This is a genomic window from Lactobacillus helveticus, from assembly GCF_046109915.1.
Lineage (GTDB): Bacteria > Bacillota > Bacilli > Lactobacillales > Lactobacillaceae > Lactobacillus > Lactobacillus helveticus.
This window is the reverse complement of sequence record NZ_CP151471.1, coordinates 1,013,701-1,032,953: the sequence shown is the minus strand read 5'-3', so window position 1 is coordinate 1,032,953 and position 19,253 is coordinate 1,013,701. Positions and strand designations below refer to the sequence as shown.

Sequence of the window (19,253 nt, the reverse complement as noted above, 5' to 3'; positions counted from 1 at the left end):
AATGAATAGAATCAGGCAGTCATTAAAAGGCTGTTTGGTTCTTTTTCTTTGTACAGATCTTCTTCCAAACGAATTCTGGTTAAGAGATTGGTAAAATTGGAATAGCCAAAAGCTGTTCGTTCGATTTGTTTGATTTTGCGATTGAAGCCTTCAAGACAGCCGTTAGAATAAGGCAGAGCTGCTCCGTTAAGCACAGCTGTTAGATTATGCTTAAAGGTTAATAGTGTTTTGTGCATTAAAGTTCCAATTTGATCTTGGCAGTTGATTAACGATTTGAGCTCATGCGTATTGCCAGTTTCAACGGCTTGAATAAAGCTTTGCATCAGGTTATATGAATTCTCTAAAGCAGTGCTGGTGTTAATGCCTTCTGTAACTACTTGTGCTTGAGTTAAGCAGTCTTTGTAATGCCAGTTGTAGCGAGGATGAACTTTTTCAAGCTCATCAAACTTCTTCAAGTATAATTTCCAGGGAGATTTGAGCAGCTGATACTGTCTGGATCTTTTATCAAAGGTCTTCATGACTTGGACTCTCAGTGAGTTGAAAGAACGCGTAAGCATTTGAATCATATGAAAACGATCGATGACAATCTGAGCATTAGGGAAACAAGCTCTGACAATGTCCTGATAGTAAAAGTTGAGATCCATCGTAACGGTTCTAACGTTAGCTCTAGCTTGGGGCGAGAAACGACCAAAATACTTAAGCAGCGTCTTCTTGTAGCGAGTTCTAAGAATCTGCACGACTTGATGACTATCGCCGTCTAAGCAGATAAAGTGCAGCTGACGGTCGACTCCTTTAAACTCATCAAAAGCTAAATGAGCTGGCAAATATTCGTAGCTGTCAATAAATCGGTGTGAACAGTTGCCCAGCACTCTCTGGACGGTATTGATCGAAACATTGTTTTCCCTGGCAATGCTGGTCATAGATCGGTCTTCAGTTAAAGCTGATAATACTTTAAGCTTGGAAGCATTAGAAATAGAACAGTATTTGTTTACTAATTCAGATTGAGCCATGGACCAGTGATCACAAGCGCGACATTTAACTCGTTGCTTAGCTAATCTGATAATGACAGGCAAACTTGCATTAGCTGTTAAATAGCGAATGTTGGTAACCAGATGTCCATTATGCAGGAGAGCCAAGGAGCCACAGTAAGGACAAGCAGGCTGAATCAATTCTGCTTCATAGATTTTGTGCTTTTTCATCTGGACCATTTTGTAGAAATAGGCTTTGAAAACAATATTTTTTTCTTTAATATCAAGATCAAATTTAATACAATGATTAAGAGAGGACATAGAAACACACCTTTATTTATAAAATATTTAGTAGGATAGATTTTTTATTACAGGGGACTATGTCCTCCTTTTTTATGCAATAAAAAACCTGTTAACAGCTTATCATATAGATAAGTCATCAACAGGAAAAATTATAGAGCCCCTTTTTTGTGTATTTGTGCAAAATCGGCTCTACTTGTATAATTAGAACAAGTAAATAAGGAAAGTAGCCAATTATGTTTAAAATTATTGTTGAATTATTTTTATTAGTAATTATTTCAGCGGCAATTACGCCTTTTATTCGGCGTTTGGCTTTTGTGTTAGGGGCTGTTGATAATCCTAATGCACGTAGAGTCAATAAAAAGCCAATGCCTACTATTGGGGGATTAGGGATTTTTGTTACTTTTAATATTGGTACATTTGTACTACTGCGAGAGCAATTTCCTACCCATGAAATTTTTTCAATTTTACTGGCATCAAGTGTAATTGTGTTGACGGGATTAATAGATGACATTCTTGAATTAAAGCCTAGACAAAAGATGTTTGGTATCTTTATTGCATCTTTAATTATCTATTTCTTGGCTGGCATTAGAATGAACGTCTTAAAAATACCATTTGTTACACATGAAGTTAATATCGGATGGTGGAGTTTTCCAATCACAATTTTTTGGATATTAGCTTTAACTAATGCTGTTAATTTGATTGATGGATTAGACGGACTGGCAGACGGAGTATCGATGATTTCTTTAACAACTATGGGAATCGTAGGATATTTCTTTTTGCACACGCATCAGCTATATGTGCCTATAGCTTGTTTTATGTTAGCGGCATGTTTATTAGGTTTTTTGCCTTATAATTTTCACCCTGCTAAGATCTTTTTGGGAGATACAGGTGCATTATATATCGGGTTTATGATTGCGGTTCTTTCGCTGAAGGGCCTGAAAAATGTTACTTTTATTTCTTTGTTAGTGCCAATTATTATTTTAGGTGTGCCAATTACAGATACTGTGTATGCCATGATCCGGAGAAAGTTAAATAAAAAACCAATCTCAGAAGCGGATAAACATCACTTACATCACCAATTAATGAGAATGGGATTAACGCATAGACAAACTGTTTTAACGATCTATGCACTGTCTTTGGTATTTTCTTTCATCTCATTATTATTCTTGCTATCACCTGCTTGGGGAACTTGGCTTTTGATTTTAGGATTATTGGTTGCACTTGAGTATTTCGTGGAATCAATTGGACTGTTGGGTGAAAAATATCATCCATTAATGTACGTTATCCAGAAGATTATTAATCAAAAGAGCAAAACAGATCCTACAGTTGAAGTTTGGCATTTAGGCGACGAAAAGCCAGATCAATTAAAAAATAAAAAGAAGACAAAATAAAAGAGTTTGGCTAGCAGCCAAGCTCTTTATTGTTCATGGTAGTTATTTTGTTCAACCGGAATTTCGTTATACCGTTTTTCACCGTTAGTGAAACTGATTTGACCAGCTAAAAGATTGGTTAAATCTTTTTTTGTTTGCTCTTGATCATCCATATCTAAGAAAATATGAATTTTGATATCTACGCCATATTCGGTGTCAGCTACAAAAAACTTATTTGTCTTAAGATAATGATCGACTTCATCAAATCGGTTATAAGATACACTGAAGATAAGTTCTTGTTGTAATACGCGTTTAACTACACCAATTTTTTCTACGGCATTGGTTACGCTGTTGGAGTATGCGCGAATCAAACCGCCTGCACCTAATTTAATACCACCAAAGTATCTAGTAACAACGACCGTGACGTTTTTTAGGTTCATTAATTGCAGAGCCTTTAATTCAGGGATGCCAGCCGTACCTGAGGGCTCACCGTTATCGCTAGCCTTCACCTGGTCATCATTTAAGCCAATGGTATAAGCAAATGTGTTATGGGTCGCATCACGATTCTTTTTTGAAATTTCTTGAATAAATGCGTTTGCCTCGTCTGTAGTAGTGGTTCGTGCCATACTTGCAATAAATTTACTCTTTTTAATTATTAGTTCCGCAGAACCGTTTTCTTTAATTGTTAAAAAATTTTCTTCTTTTGACAAAAAAAATCGCCTCTTTTTGCGTAATAGATAATAGAGGTGAAAAATATGGAAGATTTAACTCTATTATCAGGTCGTCAATGGATTGCTAATCAAGAGGATTCTAGCATACTTGAGGATTGTAGCAAAGTTCCAGTAATTGAAAATCATGTTTGCAATCGCTGTGGCAGTAAAGTTGAATGCAAATTGCCTAGTGGCAAATTATATTGCCGCGCTTGTATTGGATTAGGGCGAGCAAATGAAGGGGATCTTTTGATACGCTGCCACAGAAAAGTTGCATTTCCTGAATTGTCAGATGGCGGAATGACTTGGCGAGGTCAGTTGACTCCACTGCAGCAGCAAATTTCAGATAAGTTGGTTATTAATTTTAAGCAAAAGCAAAATAGCTTAGTTCATGCGGTAACTGGAGCAGGAAAGACCGAGATGCTGTTTCAATTAATTGCAGAATGCATGAAAAAGGGGAAGCGTGCCTGTATTGCTACACCAAGAATTGATGTGGTTAATGAATTATTTCCGCGATTTGAAGTGGCTTTTGCTGAAATTGGGATTGGTAAATATCACGGTCGCGAACACCAAGAGCCTAATTTAGATCAATTAACGATTTGCACTACCCATCAGCTATTGAAATTTTATGAAGCTTTCGATTTGCTAGTAATCGATGAAGTGGACTCCTTCCCATATGTCGGCAACGAACAATTGCATTTTGCGGCTAAAAATGCTGTAAAAAAAGATGGTGTTCGTGTCTATTTAACGGCAACACCGACAGATGATTTATTGGCAGAAGTTAAACAAGGGAAAATCCAGATTCTAAAACTTAATCGACGTTTTCATGGTGGTCTTTTACCGGTGCCACGGGAAAAACTATTTATTAAGCCCTTCTTAAATAGGCAGGGACAAATTCATGTCAATTTGCTTTCTGAAATAAGAAAAGTCGTTAAAAGTAAGCATCCCTTGTTAATTTTTATACCTCGAATTGAACAGATCCAAGTTTATCTAGCAGCTTTAAGAAAGAAGCTGGCAAATGATAATGTAAAGATTGCAGGCGTACATGCCCAAGATCCGCAAAGAATAGAAAAGGTGGCGGCTTTTAGACAGCGAAAGTATGACATCCTTTTAACTACTACGATTTTAGAACGTGGAGTAACTTTTAAAAACGTCTGGGTAATCATTGTTGCAGCTGATGATCCAATTTATACTGCTGCCAGTTTAGTGCAGATTGCAGGACGAGTGGGTAGAGCAAAAGACGATAAGACTGGCTTAGTGCTGTATTGCTATCATCGTTATACTAAAAATATTCGCATCAGCATTAAGCAGATCAAGGAGATGAATAAATGAGACGCTGTTTATTGTGTGAGCAAGAGTTTATTCCTCCGATTCGTTTTGTTCAAATATTTTCGTTAAAAACTTTTAGACAACCCAAAATCTGCTTTCATTGTTTAAATCAATTTGAAAAACTAACAGGAAATCGTTGCTCTATTTGTTCAAACATGATGGAACAGGGAATTATTTGTGCTGATTGTCAAAAATGGCAAAAAAAGTATCAAGGAGAAGTTTTGCATAATTTTTCCTTATATCGCTATAATTCTGCTTTCCATGATTTAATGGTGGCGTACAAGCGCAGGGGAGATTACGTTTTACGTGAAGTTCTGCAAGAATTGAGCTGGGAGTATTTGACTAAAGCAGAATTTGATTGTTACGTGCCAGTACCTACTTCACCAGAGCATCAGGCTAAGAGACAGTTTGATACAATTTTAGCTATTTATGGAGATATTGTGCCGCTCACACGGCTTTTAGCTAAAAAAGAAGGTAGTCATGCCCAAGGTGAGAAAAACAAAGAGGAAAGGCTAAAAACGCCCCAAAGCTTTTTTGTTGATAAAACTATAAAAATAAAAGAAAATATACAAACAGGGAAAGTGTTGCTATTAGATGATATTTATACTACCGGACGGACACTTTATCATGCACGAGATTGTTTGAAATCAAGTTTTCCAGGGATGCATATTGAAAGCTTTTCAATTTGTCGATAGATTTATTATGGAACGCTTACATTTTTTGGTATAATATATTTGTAAAGAAAAAAACGCTTTGCGGTGAAAGGAGAATCTTATATGTTAAAGTATAATGTTCGTGGAGAAAATATTGAAGTAACTGATGCTTTAAGAAGTTATGTAGAAAAACGGTTAAATAAATTAGAAAAATATTTTGAATTAAATCAAGACGTGATTGCACACGTAAACTTGAGAGTATACCGTGACCACTCTGCTAAAGTAGAAGTTACTATTCCTTTACCATACTTAGTTTTGAGAGCAGAAGAGACCACGGACGATATGTATCGTAGCATTGACTTCGTTTCCGAGAAACTTGAACGTCAAATTAGAAAGTACAAGACTCGTGTAAACAGAAAGAGTCGTGAAAAGGGATTACAAGATTTCTTTGTGGAACAACCCGAAGAAGAAGAAAAGAAGCCTAGCGAGTTTGATATCGTTCGTAACAAGCGAGTAAGCTTAAAACCAATGGATCCAGAAGAAGCAATTTTGCAAATGGACATGATGGAACATGATTTCTTTGTATTTGAAGATGCTGAAACCAATGGTATTAGTGTTGTTTACCGCAGAAACGATGGTCGTTACGGTTTAATTGAAACTAATGAATAATTAAGGTAAAATATTTATCAGTACGAAACCTCGCGTTTAACTTACGCGAGGTTTTTATTTAGAATGTTTTTAATTTATAAATAATCATGTTAAAATTAATCTGTATTTTTAGACTTTACGATATATAAGGACCGATTTAATGCTAAATATTTTATATAAGGACCGATTTAATGCTAAATATTTTAAAGAAATTATATAACGACGATAAAAGAGAACTTAAGAAATTCGAAAAATATGCCAACAAAGTAGAAGGCTATGCTGATGAAATGAGCAAGCTTACCGATGAACAATTGCAAGCTAAGACTCCAGAGTTTCGTGAACGGATCAAGAAGGGTGAAAGCTTAGATGATCTTTTGCCAGAAGCATTTGCTGTAGCACGTGAAGGTGCTAAGCGTGTTCTTGGTCTTTACCCATTCCACGTTCAAATTTTAGGTGGTATCGCACTTCACTTCGGTAACATTGCCGAAATGATGACTGGTGAAGGTAAGACTTTGACAGCTACTATGCCTGTTTATTTGAATGCCCTTGAGGGAAAAGGCGTTCACGTTGTTACTGTTAACGAATATCTTTCTAGTCGTGACGAAGAAGAAATGGGTCAACTCTATAAGTGGCTTGGTTTGACTGTAGGCTTGAACTTGAATTCAATGTCCCCAGATGAAAAGCGCGAAGCTTATAATTGTGATGTTACTTACTCAACTAACTCAGAATTAGGCTTTGACTATTTGCGTGACAACATGGTTGTTTATAAAGAACAAATGGTTCAACGTCCGCTTAATTACGCTATCATCGACGAAGTTGACTCAATTTTGATTGATGAAGCTAGAACGCCATTGATTATTTCTGGTGAAGCTGAACAAGCAAACAGTGACTACATTCGTGCAGACCGCTTTGTTAAGACTTTATCAGAAGATAAAAGCGATGACGATGTGGATGATGACGAAGATTATGGCGATTACAAGATCGATTGGCCAACTAAGACTATTTCTCTTACCAGAACTGGTATTGAAAAGGCATGTAAACACTTTGGTTTAAGAAACTTATATGATGTTGAAAACCAAAAGCTGGTTCACCATATCGATCAAGCTCTTCGTGCTAACTACATCATGCTTAAGGACATTGACTACGTTGTTCAAGATGGTGAAGTTTTGATCGTTGACTCATTCACTGGTCGTGTAATGGAAGGACGTCGTTATTCAGACGGATTGCACCAAGCCATTGAAGCTAAGGAAGGCGTTAAGATTCAAGAAGAATCTAAGACTCAAGCTACAATAACTTACCAGAATTTCTTCAGAATGTATAAGAAGCTATCCGGTATGACTGGTACTGCTAAGACTGAAGAAGAAGAATTCCGTGAAATCTACAACATGCAGGTAATCACAATTCCAACTAACCGTCCAATTGCCAGAAAAGATATGCCTGATATTTTGTACCCAACTTTGGATTCAAAATTCCATGCTGTAGTTGAAGAAATTAAGAAGCGCCATGCTAATGGTCAACCTGTTTTGGTTGGTACTGTTGCCATTGAAAGTTCAGAAAGACTTAGCCACTTGCTTGATGAAGCAGGAATTCCACATGCTGTTTTGAACGCTAAGAATCACGCTAAGGAAGCTCAAATCATTATGAATGCCGGTCAACGTGGAGCTGTTACTATTGCTACTAACATGGCTGGTCGTGGTACTGATATTAAGCTTGGGCCTGGTGTGAAAGAACTTGGTGGTTTAGCCGTAATTGGTACTGAACGACATGAATCGCGTCGTATTGATAACCAGCTTCGTGGTCGTTCTGGTCGTCAGGGTGACCCTGGTTATACTCGTTTCTATTTGTCACTTGAAGATGACTTGATGAAGCGTTTCGGTGGAGATCGTGTTAAGGACTTCTTAGATCGTTTATCAGATAATGATGATGATAAAGTGATTGAAAGTCGTTTGATTACCCGTCAAGTGGAATCAGCTCAAAAACGTGTTGAAGGTAACAACTACGATATTCGTAAACAGACTTTGCAATACGATGATGTTATGCGTATTCAACGTGAAATTATTTACGGTGAAAGAATGCAAGTAATTGATGCTGACAAGTCATTGAAGAATGTTTTGATTCCAATGATTCACCGTACAATTGATAGTCAAGTTGATATGTTTACTCAAGGCGATAGAAGTGAATGGCGTCTTGATTCATTGCGCGACTTTATTTCTTCAAGTTTGACTTCTGAACAAGTTACAGACTCAATTGATTTTAAGACTATCAGTGTTGAAGACTTAAAGAAAAAGTTATACGACATTGTAGAAAAGAACTTCGAAGATAAAGAAAAAGCATTGGGCGATCCTAGTCAAATGCTTGAATTCGAAAAGGTTGTTATCTTGCGTGTTGTTGATGATCGCTGGACTGATCATATTGATGCAATGGATCAATTGCGTCAATCAATTGGTCTTCGTGGTTATGGACAGCTTAATCCGCTTGTTGAATATCAAGATTCTGGTTACAGAATGTTTGAAGAAATGATTTCAAATATTGAATTTGATGTAACTCGTTTGTTCATGAAGGCTGAAATTAGACAAAATCTTAGTCGTTAATAAAGAAAGAAGGGGAGTTAACAGCTTCCTTTTTTTTGCAATTTTAGTAAAAGGAATTTGGTTTATTATGGAAATTAGTGAAATTCAAAGTGTGCTAGACGAACTAAAGAAGCGCCTAGATCACTTTAGGGGGTCTCTTTGACCTTGATACAATTGATGAAAGCATCGAAATAAATGAAGCAAAGATGATGCAGCCTGGTTTTTGGGATGACCAAGAAGGTGCCCAAAAATTAATTAGTGATAATAATTTGTTAAAAGAGAAACGTGATTCGTTTTTAAAATTACAACAGGATTATGAAGATGAATTAACTGCTCTTGAATTGTTGCGAGCAGAACCAGATGCTGATTTGCAGCAAGAAGTTGAAACTGATTTAAAAGATCTGCAAGAAGCGTTTCATAATTATGAATTAGACTTATTGTTATCAGGTAAATACGATAGTCATAATGCATTGCTTGAAATTCACCCAGGTGCTGGTGGTACTGAAGCCATGGATTGGGGGCAAATGCTTTTTCGGATGTATCAAAGATACTGTGATGCAGCAGGTTTCAAATTTGAGATTAATGATTATGAATCTGGTGAAGAAGCTGGCCTTAAGAGCGTAAGCGTTAGAATCAGTGGAAATAATGCTTATGGGATGCTTAAATCAGAAAATGGTGTCCATCGTTTGGTTAGAATATCACCTTTTGATGCTGCTAAAAGACGACACACTTCGTTTGCTTCGGTAGAAGTAATTCCCGAAATAGATGATAGTATTAAAATTGATATTGATCCTAAGGATTTGCGAATTGATGTCTATCGTTCTAGTGGTGCCGGTGGACAACATATTAACAAAACTTCTAGTGCTGTTAGAATCACTCACTTGCCTACAGGAATTGTTACTACTTCTCAAGCTCAGCGTTCACAGCTTCAAAACCGTGAAACTGCAATGAATGAATTAAGAGCTAAGCTTTTCCATTTGGAAGAAGAGAAAAAACGAAAGCAAAAGCAAGCTTTAAAAGGTGATCAAAAGGAAATCGGCTGGGGATCACAAATTAGGTCCTATGTTTTCCACCCATATAATTTAGTTAAAGATTTACGTACAGGGTATGAAACTGCAGATGTAAATGGCGTAATGGATGGAAAATTGCAACCATTTATTTATTCATATTTGCAATGGCTTCTTAGTCAAGAAAATCCGGAGTAAATGAAAGATGAGTTTTTTAGGCATTGTAACGTTAGTTTTAATAGCGTTAATTATTTTAAGTTTATTATTTGTCTTTTTTAAAGCATTTATTCTCTTATTGCCAGTAGCTTTAATTGCAATCGCAGTTATTTGGCTAATTGGCTGGTTTACTGGAAGAAAAAATAAGAATAATATGCCAAGTAGTGGTAATTACTATGATTGGTTTAAAAATGTTAATTCTACTCAGTCACAGACTCGCGCACGAAAAAAAGCTAAAAATGTGACTACAAAAGATATCGATAAATAGTTGGGAGGTAATCACTATGGCCGATGCAGTAAAATTAAGCAATTTAATTGAGGACAATAAGAGTATTCTTGAGGTATATCAAGGACATGAATATATTAAGGATGATGAAATATATGTTTCTGATATTTATCGTCCGGGATTAGAGTTAACGGGATACTTTGATTTTTATCCTGCACAACGTATTCAATTATTAGGTCGTACTGAAATTTCATATGCTGCTAGATTAGACCATGACATTAGAATGCATGTTTTCAATAAAATGGCGACTAAAGCCACACCATGCTTTTTAATATCACGTTCTTTACCTGTGCCTAAGGAATTATCAGAAGCCGCAGAAGAAGCTGATATTCCAATTTTGCAGACTGGCGAATCAACTACCTATATTTCAAGTATTTTAACTGAATATTTGCGAGCACGTTTGGCTAAAAGAACCAGTATCCATGGCGTTTTGGTTGAAATTAAGGGTATGGGTGTCTTGCTAACGGGTGCTTCTGGTGTTGGTAAATCTGAAACGGCACTAGGTTTAGTTCAAAGAGGCCACCGTTTAATAGCGGATGACCGAGTAGATGCCTTCCAAAAGGATCACAACACAGTTGTAGGTGAAGCTCCAAAGATTTTGCGTCACTTGATGGAAATCAGAGGTATCGGGATCATTGACGTGATGAACTTATTTGGTGCTGGTGCTGTAAAGAGTAGAACTGAGATTCAATTGGTAATTAACTTGGTTAACTGGGATCCCAAGGCTAACTATGATCGTTTGGGCTTTGAAGAAAATACGCGCACGCTTTGCAACGTGCCTATTCCACAAGTTAATATTCCAGTTAAGGTTGGACGTAACATCGAAAGTATTATCGAGGTAGCTGCAATGAACTTCAGAGCTAAGCAAATGGGTTACGATGCTACACAAACTTTTGATAATAATTTAACCAGTTTAATTTCAGAACATTCAAAAGAGGATACAAATAAGGAACCACATAATGATTAATATGGTAATTAATCCGGTTGCATTTCAATTAGGAAATTTAAGTGTAAAATGGTACGGTATTATTATGGCTGTGGCAATTATACTTGCTGCGTGGATGTCCATTGAGGAAGGCAAGAAAAGACAAATAATCAGTGATGATTTTATTGATTTGCTCTTATGGGCTGTGCCATTAGGCTATGTAGGTGCTAGAATATATTACGTGATTTTCGAATGGGGATACTATTCTCAGCATCCAGATCAAATTATTGCTATTTGGCATGGTGGTATCGCAATTTATGGTGGATTGATCGCAGGTCTAATAGTACTTTTAGTTTTTTGTTACAAAAGAATGCTACCACCGTTTTTGATGTTAGATATCATTACGCCAGGTGTAATGGCCGCTCAAATCTTAGGACGCTGGGGCAACTTTGTAAATCAAGAGGCGCACGGTAGTCCAACTACACTTCATTTTTTACAAAGTTTGCATTTACCAGAGTTTATTATTCAACAAATGAAAATAGGTGGAACATATTACCAGCCTACTTTTCTTTATGAGTCTTTTTTTAACTTGATAGGCTTAATTTTGATTCTGGCTTTGCGTCATCGAAAACACGTATTTAAGCAAGGAGAAGTTTTCATGACTTATCTTCTTTGGTATAGTGTAGTAAGATTCTTTGTTGAGGGTCTGAGAACGGATAGCCTGTATGCCTTTGGTATGATTCGAGTATCACAAGCATTAAGCTTGGTTTTGTTTATTGCGACGATTATTTTATGGATTTATCGTCGTAAAGTTGTTAAACCAAAGTGGTATTTGCAAGGTAGTGGGTTAAAATATCCATATACAAGAGATTAGTTTAGATAATAAAATTTCAATTAGAAAGTTTGAGAGAGAAAATGACAAAGATTGCAGTTTTAGGTAATGGTTCATGGGGTTCAGTTTTAGGTTCAATGTTAGCCGATAACGGTAATGACGTAACTCTTTATGGCAATATCGAAAGTGTTAACGAAGAAATTAATAAGACTCATACTAATAGTCACTACATGAAAGATTGGAAATTGAATGAAAATGCTAAGGCTACTGGAGATCTTGAAGAAGCACTTAACGGTGCAGAATTAGTTTTATTCGTTTTACCAACTAAGGCAGTAAGAATTGTTGCTAAAAATGTACGTAAAGTACTGGACAAAACAGGTGCTAAGCCACTTTTAGTTACTGCAACTAAGGGTATTGAACCAGGTACTAAGAAGCTCATTTCAGAAATCTTAACTGAAGAAGTTTATCCAAATGACGAAGATAAGATTGTAGCTATTTCTGGTCCAAGTCATGCTGAAAATGTTGCTCAAAAGGACTTAACTGCTATTGCATGTGCTTCAACTGATGAAGAAAATGCTAAAAAAGTTCAAAAGATTTTCTCAAACGACTACGTTCGTTTTTACACCAACGATGATTTAGTTGGTGTAGAAGTTGGTGGTGCCGTTAAGAACGTTATTGCCATTGCTGCCGGTATTTTAGTAGGACAAGGCTATGGCGATGATGCTAAAGCCGCACTTATGACTAGAGGTTTGGCTGAAATTACTCGTTTAGGCGTTAACTACTTTGGTGCTAAGCCAATGACATTCAGTGGTTTATCAGGTATTGGTGACTTAATTGTTACTTGTACTTCAGTTAACTCACGTAACTGGCGTGCTGGTAAACAAATTGGTGAAGGCAAGAGCTTAGATTACGTTCTTAAAAACATGGGTCAAGTAGTTGAAGGTGCAACTACTGTGAAGGCTGTTCACGAACTTAGTGAAGAAAAGAACATCGATATGCCAATTTGTGATGCTATTTACCGTGTTCTCTATGAAAATACTGATGTAGCTGAAGAAATTAAGCAAATGATGGGTAGAGATCCTAAGCCAGAAATCCGTCTTTAATATTTAGTAATAATGGCTCTTTGTCAAATCCTGTTGATAGAGAGTAAATGAATAGAATCAAGCGGCCATTAAAAGGCTGTTTGGTTCTTTTTCTACCTTAAGTCAAGTAATATCAATAATTTAATAGATTATTTTATTAGAATTATTGGTACGAATGAAGCTAATTAAGTTAGAAAACTAAATTTATTAATAATTATATGTAACACAAATAAGCCTATGAGTACTTGTAGTTTTTTCATAGGTTGTTATACTGAAGTTGATCATTTGATTTCAACTAAAGTCTTTGGTTATGTGTGGCTACGTTGTAATCATATAATTGATCATGTTTGATAAGAGCAAACATTGTACGTATCAGTTTATGAACTGATGCAATGGCGATTTTCTTATAGCCCCGGCTATTTGAAGATCGTTTTTTCTTATCATAATAATCAGTGATATGACAAGGCTGAGTAGCTTTGACAGTTTCCATTTGAGTAATTGTTCGATAAAGAATCTTTCTAGCTAAGTGATTGCCATGTTTGGTTATTCCTAAATGACTGTCCTTTTCACCTGATTGATAGCGGCCTGGATCAATGCCAACAAAGGCATCAATTTGGGCTGAAGTATCAAACCGTCTTAAATCACCTAATTCGGCTACCAACCTAACAGCAGTAGTTTTGGCAATGCCAGGAATACTCTCATAGATATTCAAAGACCGTGCATTTGCTTGCATAGCAAGCTTTTCCATATAATTGATCACATTATCTCTTTCGGCACTTAGAGAAAGCAAATTGGCAATATTACGCTGAATTGCTCGAATAGTAATACTGCTTTCATTGTCATATGGATAAGCTTGTCTGGCTAAGGCATAGAGCCTAGTTGTTAAATAATGAGCTCTTTGTCTGCCAATTCCTGAAATGGCCAACAAACTTTGAAAGACCTGGTTTTCATTGTGATTTAAAACATATTGGGCATGCGGGAATAAGCTGACAATCGTCCAATAAACTCTGCCAGATGAAGTTGAAAGGATACTCTCTATCTGAGGAAAAGTAGACTGCAAATTACGATGGAGCTGATTTTTATTGATTATCAGGGCTTGAGTAAGCTCTTCGTAATAACGACTCGCATTTTGCAGTTCATGATATTCCTTAGGTTGAGGAGCACGCAATTTTTGTGGCGCATTGAATTGAATTAAAGCTAACCGATAAGCATCAACTTTATCGGTTTTATTATGCCTTAGATTATTGTCCATCAGCTTCTTAGCCTTTAAGGGATTAAGCTTTAAATACTTGATATGATAATCTTCTAAAAAAGCCTGTAAACTCAATGAATAAACTCCCGTAGCTTCAAAAACTACTAAAGGCGTGATCAAGTATTGATTTAAACGATCCAATAGATCTTGATAGCCAAAGGAATCATTAGTAATCTTAAAGGTTTCACCTTGCTTAATTCGATCAATTACTACACAAACTGTAGACGATTTACTGCTAACATCAATGCCAAAGATAATATTTTGTTTCATCATTCTAACCTCCAAGTGAAGACAAACAGTTTTATCAACCTATTAATTCTCATTTTCTGAACTCGGCATCAAGTGCCCACAGACTTCGAAGAGACTTATAAATAGGCGGTAAAGCAGTCCGTTTTCTTTGCGACGTTACACGTCCAAAAGAACCAAGACTTTATTTGCTTTATCTTCACTTTCTATTTTAGACAAAATAAAAAGTGCCAGATCATGAATCCGTCGATTCATAATCCAACACTAGGTTAGTATGTTTTCTTTAAACAAGTTTTCCTCTAAACGAATTATGGTTAATAAATTGATAAAATTGGAATAGCCGAAAGCTGTTCGTTCGATTTGCTTGATTTTGCGGTTGAAGCCTTCAAGGCAGCCATTGGAGTAAGTCAAAGCTGCTCCGTTGAGTACCGCTTTTAGATTATGTTTGAAGGTTAGCAGCGTTTTATGCATTAAAGCTCCAATGGAATCTTTGCTGGCAATTAATGATTCAATTTTCTGAGTATCGCCGTCTTCAATCGCCTTAATAAAGCTCTGCATCAGATTATATGAGTTTTCTAATGTAGTGTTGGCACCGATACCCTCCATCACTACTTGCACTTGAGTTAAGCAATCTTTATAATGCCAATTATAGCGAGGATGAATCTTTTCGAGTTCATCATACTTTTTTAAATATAGTTTCCAGGGAGATTTGAGCAGCTGATACTCTCTGGATTTCTTGTCAAAGGTCTTCATGGTTCGAACTCTTAGTGAGTTGAATGATCGAGTGAGCATCTGAATCATGTGGAAGCGATCAATGACAATCTGTGCATTAGGGAAACAGGCTCTAACGATATCTTGATAGTAAAAATTAAGATCCATCGTGACCGTTTTAACGTTGGCTCTAGCTTGGGGTGAGAAACGACCAAAATATTTAAGCAGGGTCTTCTTATAGCGTGTTCTAAGAATCTGAACGACTTGATGATTGTCACCATTTAAACAGATAAAGTGCAGCTGACGATCAACGCCCTTGAACTCATCAAAAGCTAAATGAGCTGGCAAGTATTCATAGCTGTCAAGAAAATGATGCGAACAGCTGCCTAGAACTCTTTGGACGGTATTGACAGAGACATTGTTTTCTCTAGCAATGCTGGTCATGGAACTGTCTTCAGTCAAAGCAGATAATACCTTCAGTTTGGATGCATTAGAAATAGAGCAGTATTTGTTTACTAATTCTGATTGAGCCATTGACCAGCGATTGCAAGCGCGACATTTAACTCGCTGTTTAGCTAGTCTGATAATTACAGGATGACTAGCATTAGCTGTCAAATAGTGAATATTAGTAATCAAATGACCATTATGCAGGAGAGCCAAGGAGCCACAGCAAGGGCAAGCGGGTTGAATTAATTCGGCTTCATAGATTTTATGCTTCTTCATTTGAACCATCTTGTAGAAAAAGCTCTTAAAAACAATATTTTTTTCTTTAATATCAAGAGGCCGATTGTAAAATTAAGTTGAACACTTTGTAAAAAATAAAAGTCCATCTGGACCTGTTTGATAGAATGTTAATAACCACAAAAAACATCTATTGGAGGTCACAAATGGACTCTTTACATTCTACCATGAATCAGCACATTAAAGGCAAGCACTTGTCATTTGAAGAACGGGTTATTATCCAAACTCGCTTAAAAGATGGCTGCTCTATTAGAGCAATTGCTCGCGAACTGGGCTGCTCTCCTTCTACGATCAGCTATGAAGTCAGACGGGGCACTGTTTCTCTCTATCACGGCAAGCAGAAGCGCTACAAGGCTGATCAGGGCCAAAGCGTTTATCAAATAAATCGGCGCCACTGTGGCCGCAAATCAGATTTCTTGAAGAAGGCTGGCTTTATCAATTATGTCATTAAGCATTTCTTTGAAGACGGCTGGTCGCTTGACGTTTGTGCCAACCGTAGTTTAGCTACCGGGGAATTCTCGCATTATCAAACAGTCTGCACCAGAACTCTGTACAACTACGTTGATCAAGGACTGATGACCATCAAAAACTATAACTTGCCCGAAAAGCTCAAGCGCAATACCAAGCTTCATCATGTTCGCCAAAACAAGAAGAAGCTGGGACGAAGCATCGAAGAGCGGCCTAAAGAGATTGAGCAGCGCAGCGAATTTGGTCATTGGGAATGCGATCTTGTCTTGGGTCATAAGACCAAGGACGATCAGGTTCTGTTAACTCTTTCCGAGCGCATGAGCCGCGAATTCCTGATTATTCGTATACCTGACAAGACCTCTGCCAGCGTCATGCAGGCTTTTCAAAAGCTTCAAAAACAGTACAGCGAGCATTGGAACGATATCTTTAAGACAATTACTACTGATAATGGTTCAGAGTTTGCGGATCTAGCTAATCTGGAACAAGTCTCTAAAACGCTTATTTATAATGCTCATCCTTATACTTCTTGTGATAAAGGAACTGTTGAAAGACATAATGGCCTGATCCGCAGATTCATTCCTAAAGGAGACTGCATCAATAACTATTCTCTCCAACAAATCATTGATATTGAAACCTGGTGCAACTCTTTGCCCAGAAAGATCCTGGCATATCACACGCCAGATGAAATCTTTGAGAGAGAATTAGATCAAATCTATCAAGCAGCTTAAGCGTTCAATTTATTATTGCAATTTACGTTTAATATCAAGATCAAATTTAATACAATTATTAAAAGAGGACATAGAAACACACCTTTATTTATAAAATGTTTAGTAGGATAGATTTTTTATTGCAGGGGACTATGTCCTCCTTTTTTATGCAATAAAAAACCTGTTAACAGCTTATCATATTGATAAATCATCAACAGGAAAAATTATAGAGCTTATATTATAAATAAAGTCTTATAATAGTGGTATATTAAAAGTGGAAAGCGCATTCATTTTAAAAGAAAGAGGTATTTATGGAAATTCTTGAAGAACGGTATCGCAAATTCGGCGCTGGTACTGAGCTTAAGCTACAGGATATTTTGGGTTGTCATCAGATAGATCGTAACTTCAGGTTCAGTGTTTGGGCACCAAAAGCACGCCAAGTTTGGTTAGTTGGCGACTTTAATGATTGGCAAAAGACTTTGCCAATGTCAGAAAATGAACAAGGAATTTGGACAGTTATTACTGATCAGCCCCAGATTGGCCAACTTTATAAATTTTTGGTTAAGCAAGCTGATGGTACAGAAGTCATGAAGATTGATCCAATGGCAACGCAATTTGAACATCGTCCGGGGGATGCTGCAGTTGTAGCGAATTTGCCAGAAAAGCACTGGCACGATGCTGCTTGGATTGGCAGAAACAAGCAGATGAATCATTTTGCTAGGCCAATCAATATTTATGAAGTGCACGCTAGCTCATGGAAGAGACATGCTGATGGTTCACTTTATACATTGAAAGATTTACAAAAAGAATTAATTCCTTATGTGCAAAAACAAGGTTTTAATTATATTGAATTTCTGCCATTAACTGAGCATCCACTTGATGCTTCTTGGGGGTATCAGGCAACGGGCTATTTTGCATTATGTAGTACATATGGTACGCCTAGTGAATTGCAAGACTTCGTAGAGGCTTGTCACCAGCATAATATCGGAGTTTTTTGCGATTGGGTACCAGGGCATTTTTGTATTAATAATGATGCTTTGGCATATTATGACGGTACGCCTTGTTATGAATTTGCAGAAAAATGGCGTGCTGAAAATAAAGGCTGGGGCGCACTTAATTTTGATTTAGGTAAGCCGCAAGTACAATCATTTTTGCTTTCAAGCGCATTATTCTGGCTAGAATATTATCATTTAGATGGTCTGCGTGTAGATGCGGTATCTAATATGCTTTACCGCGATTATGATCGCGGGCCTGGTCAATGGCAACCAGATAAGTATGGCGGCAATCGTAACTTAGAGGGGATTGAATTTTTGCATAAGCTGAACCGTACGGTGAAGGGTTTGCATCCAGAGGATTTGATGATTGCTGAAGAAAGTTCAGCTCAAGTTAAGATTACAGGCCGAATTGAAGATGGCGGGTTAGGCTTTGATTTTAAATGGAATATGGGGTGGATGAATGATGTTTTACGTTTCTATGAAATGGATCCTTTATTTAGAAAATTCAACTTCAATTTAGCCACCTTTTCGTTTATGTATCGGATGAGTGAAAATTTTGTTTTGCCATTATCGCATGATGAAGTTGTGCATGGTAAACGAAGTTTAATGAATAAGATGTGGGGCAAGCGTGATCAACAATTTGCTCAATTGCGGAATTTATATACCATGCTGATGACCTATCCAGGCAAAAAGCTCTTGTTTATGGGGAGTGAATTTGGGCAATACTTGGAATGGCGCTTTAATGAAGGACTTGAATGGTCTGAATTACAAGATCCTTTGAATAATAAGATGCGAAGATTTGATCGTGTCTTGAACCAATTCTATTTGGATGAGCCGTCATTATGGCAATTAGAGCAAAAGAAAACTGCTTTAAAGGTAATTGATGCTGATAATAAGGATGAGTCAGTTCTATCTTTTATTCGTCAAGGGAAGCGAAGAAAGGATTTCTTAGTTATCATTCTGAACTTTACACCGGTAGAGCGAAAGAAGTTTGCAATTGGCGTGCCATATTCAGGTGAGTACAAGGAAGTGTTGAATACTGCTCGAGTAGAGTTTGGTGGTCATTGGAATCAAGCAGCGCAAATTTGCACGACGGTAAAGAAGCAGTTTAAGAATATGGAATATCAAGTTGAACTTGATGTCCCTGGATTTAGTGCATTGATCTTGAAACCTAAAGAGGTCAATATTAAGAGACATCTACGGCGCAAACATAGTCAAAGAGGAGGGAAGTAAT

At 37.0% G+C, this 19,253-nt stretch carries 16 protein-coding genes; 12 read left to right on the top strand and 4 right to left on the bottom strand.

The genetic code is table 11. The features are described from left to right. Positions 1-11 precede the first annotated feature (11 nt). Positions 12-1,289 (bottom strand): ISL3 family transposase, encoded by a 1,278-nt coding sequence (locus tag AADV52_RS05260; protein ID WP_126096192.1) that lies wholly within the window; start codon positions 1,287-1,289, stop codon positions 12-14. 215 nt (positions 1,290-1,504) lie between these two features. On the opposite strand from AADV52_RS05260, the gene AADV52_RS05255 reads away from it, so the two are divergent. Then, a complete protein-coding gene (locus AADV52_RS05255) occupies positions 1,505-2,662 on the top strand; it encodes a glycosyltransferase family 4 protein (RefSeq protein WP_014919138.1) in 1,158 nt (385 codons plus the stop codon). Positions 2,663-2,688: 26 nt separating this feature from the next. Here the strand turns inward: AADV52_RS05255 and AADV52_RS05250 are convergent, their stop codons facing one another. Further along, the gene (locus AADV52_RS05250; protein WP_014919137.1) at positions 2,689-3,351 is read right to left on the bottom strand and encodes a YigZ family protein; all 663 of its coding nucleotides are present in this window, start codon (positions 3,349-3,351) and stop codon (positions 2,689-2,691) included. A gap of 45 nt (positions 3,352-3,396) precedes the next feature. On the opposite strand from AADV52_RS05250, the gene AADV52_RS05245 reads away from it, so the two are divergent. The 9 genes from AADV52_RS05245 to AADV52_RS05205 all read left to right on the top strand — a co-directional run bounded on the left by AADV52_RS05245 (position 3,397) and on the right by AADV52_RS05205 (position 12,920). Continuing rightward, the gene (locus AADV52_RS05245; protein WP_014919136.1) at positions 3,397-4,683 is read left to right on the top strand and encodes a helicase-related protein; all 1,287 of its coding nucleotides are present in this window, start codon (positions 3,397-3,399) and stop codon (positions 4,681-4,683) included. Beyond that, entirely contained in the window at positions 4,680-5,375 is a 696-nt protein-coding gene (locus AADV52_RS05240; RefSeq protein ID WP_014919135.1) for a ComF family protein, read from the top strand. The genes AADV52_RS05245 and AADV52_RS05240 overlap by 4 nt, the downstream gene beginning before the upstream one ends. Before the next feature lie 81 nt (positions 5,376-5,456). Continuing rightward, positions 5,457-6,002 carry a ribosome hibernation-promoting factor, HPF/YfiA family gene (gene hpf, locus AADV52_RS05235; RefSeq protein WP_012211611.1) on the top strand — a complete coding sequence of 182 codons (546 nt, stop codon included), beginning with the start codon at positions 5,457-5,459 and terminating at the stop codon, positions 6,000-6,002. Between the two features lie 170 nt (positions 6,003-6,172). Beyond that, positions 6,173-8,572: a preprotein translocase subunit SecA gene (gene secA, locus AADV52_RS05230; RefSeq protein ID WP_014919134.1), complete on the top strand. Its 2,400-nt coding sequence runs from the start codon at positions 6,173-6,175 to the stop codon at positions 8,570-8,572. Between the two features lie 67 nt (positions 8,573-8,639). Beyond that, a protein-coding gene (prfB, locus tag AADV52_RS05225) for a peptide chain release factor 2 (protein WP_119184511.1) occupies positions 8,640-9,756 on the top strand; the annotation gives its coding sequence in 2 pieces (ribosomal slippage) (positions 8,640-8,711 and positions 8,713-9,756; 1,116 coding nt in all). Positions 9,757-9,763: 7 nt separating this feature from the next. Beyond that, complete coding sequence (locus tag AADV52_RS05220) at positions 9,764-10,042, top strand: hypothetical protein (RefSeq protein WP_014919132.1); 279 nt, start codon at positions 9,764-9,766, stop codon at positions 10,040-10,042. Positions 10,043-10,058: 16 nt separating this feature from the next. Next, positions 10,059-11,027: an HPr(Ser) kinase/phosphatase gene (gene hprK, locus AADV52_RS05215; RefSeq protein WP_014919131.1), complete on the top strand. Its 969-nt coding sequence runs from the start codon at positions 10,059-10,061 to the stop codon at positions 11,025-11,027. Beyond that, complete coding sequence (gene lgt, locus AADV52_RS05210) at positions 11,020-11,859, top strand: prolipoprotein diacylglyceryl transferase (protein WP_014919130.1); 840 nt, start codon at positions 11,020-11,022, stop codon at positions 11,857-11,859. Before hprK ends, lgt begins: the two co-directional genes overlap by 8 nt. A gap of 41 nt (positions 11,860-11,900) precedes the next feature. Beyond that, positions 11,901-12,920: an NAD(P)H-dependent glycerol-3-phosphate dehydrogenase gene (locus AADV52_RS05205; RefSeq protein WP_003626023.1), complete on the top strand. Its 1,020-nt coding sequence runs from the start codon at positions 11,901-11,903 to the stop codon at positions 12,918-12,920. A 274-nt stretch (positions 12,921-13,194) separates the two neighbouring features. Here AADV52_RS05205 and AADV52_RS05200 read toward each other — a convergent pair whose 3' ends face one another. Together AADV52_RS05200 and AADV52_RS05195 are read right to left on the bottom strand one after the other, a co-directional pair. Then, complete coding sequence (locus AADV52_RS05200) at positions 13,195-14,424, bottom strand: IS110-like element ISLhe4 family transposase (protein ID WP_013854585.1); 1,230 nt, start codon at positions 14,422-14,424, stop codon at positions 13,195-13,197. A gap of 237 nt (positions 14,425-14,661) precedes the next feature. Continuing rightward, complete coding sequence (locus AADV52_RS05195; RefSeq protein ID WP_126096191.1) at positions 14,662-15,882, bottom strand: ISL3 family transposase; 1,221 nt, start codon at positions 15,880-15,882, stop codon at positions 14,662-14,664. Between the two features lie 113 nt (positions 15,883-15,995). On the opposite strand from AADV52_RS05195, the gene AADV52_RS05190 reads away from it, so the two are divergent. Continuing rightward, positions 15,996-17,045: an IS30 family transposase gene (locus AADV52_RS05190; protein ID WP_126096190.1), complete on the top strand. Its 1,050-nt coding sequence runs from the start codon at positions 15,996-15,998 to the stop codon at positions 17,043-17,045. A gap of 290 nt (positions 17,046-17,335) precedes the next feature. Next, positions 17,336-19,252, top strand: coding sequence for a 1,4-alpha-glucan branching protein GlgB (gene glgB, locus AADV52_RS05185; protein ID WP_014919127.1), 1,917 nt, complete (start codon positions 17,336-17,338; stop codon positions 19,250-19,252). Position 19,253: the final 1 nt, after the last annotated feature.

Coding starts and splice junctions, on each gene's coding strand:
- AADV52_RS05205 (WP_003626023.1), top strand. CDS start 11,901: ATGACAAAGATTGCAGTTTTAGGTAATGGTTCATGGGGTTCAGTTTTA.
- secA (WP_014919134.1), top strand. CDS start 6,173: ATGCTAAATATTTTAAAGAAATTATATAACGACGATAAAAGAGAACTT.
- AADV52_RS05190 (WP_126096190.1), top strand. CDS start 15,996: ATGGACTCTTTACATTCTACCATGAATCAGCACATTAAAGGCAAGCAC.
- AADV52_RS05255 (WP_014919138.1), top strand. CDS start 1,505: ATGTTTAAAATTATTGTTGAATTATTTTTATTAGTAATTATTTCAGCG.
- AADV52_RS05245 (WP_014919136.1), top strand. CDS start 3,397: ATGGAAGATTTAACTCTATTATCAGGTCGTCAATGGATTGCTAATCAA.
- AADV52_RS05240 (WP_014919135.1), top strand. CDS start 4,680: ATGAGACGCTGTTTATTGTGTGAGCAAGAGTTTATTCCTCCGATTCGT.
- AADV52_RS05260 (WP_126096192.1), bottom strand. CDS start 1,289: ATGTCCTCTCTTAATCATTGTATTAAATTTGATCTTGATATTAAAGAA.
- hpf (WP_012211611.1), top strand. CDS start 5,457: ATGTTAAAGTATAATGTTCGTGGAGAAAATATTGAAGTAACTGATGCT.
- AADV52_RS05220 (WP_014919132.1), top strand. CDS start 9,764: ATGAGTTTTTTAGGCATTGTAACGTTAGTTTTAATAGCGTTAATTATT.
- lgt (WP_014919130.1), top strand. CDS start 11,020: ATGATTAATATGGTAATTAATCCGGTTGCATTTCAATTAGGAAATTTA.
- hprK (WP_014919131.1), top strand. CDS start 10,059: ATGGCCGATGCAGTAAAATTAAGCAATTTAATTGAGGACAATAAGAGT.
- glgB (WP_014919127.1), top strand. CDS start 17,336: ATGGAAATTCTTGAAGAACGGTATCGCAAATTCGGCGCTGGTACTGAG.
- AADV52_RS05200 (WP_013854585.1), bottom strand. CDS start 14,424: ATGATGAAACAAAATATTATCTTTGGCATTGATGTTAGCAGTAAATCG.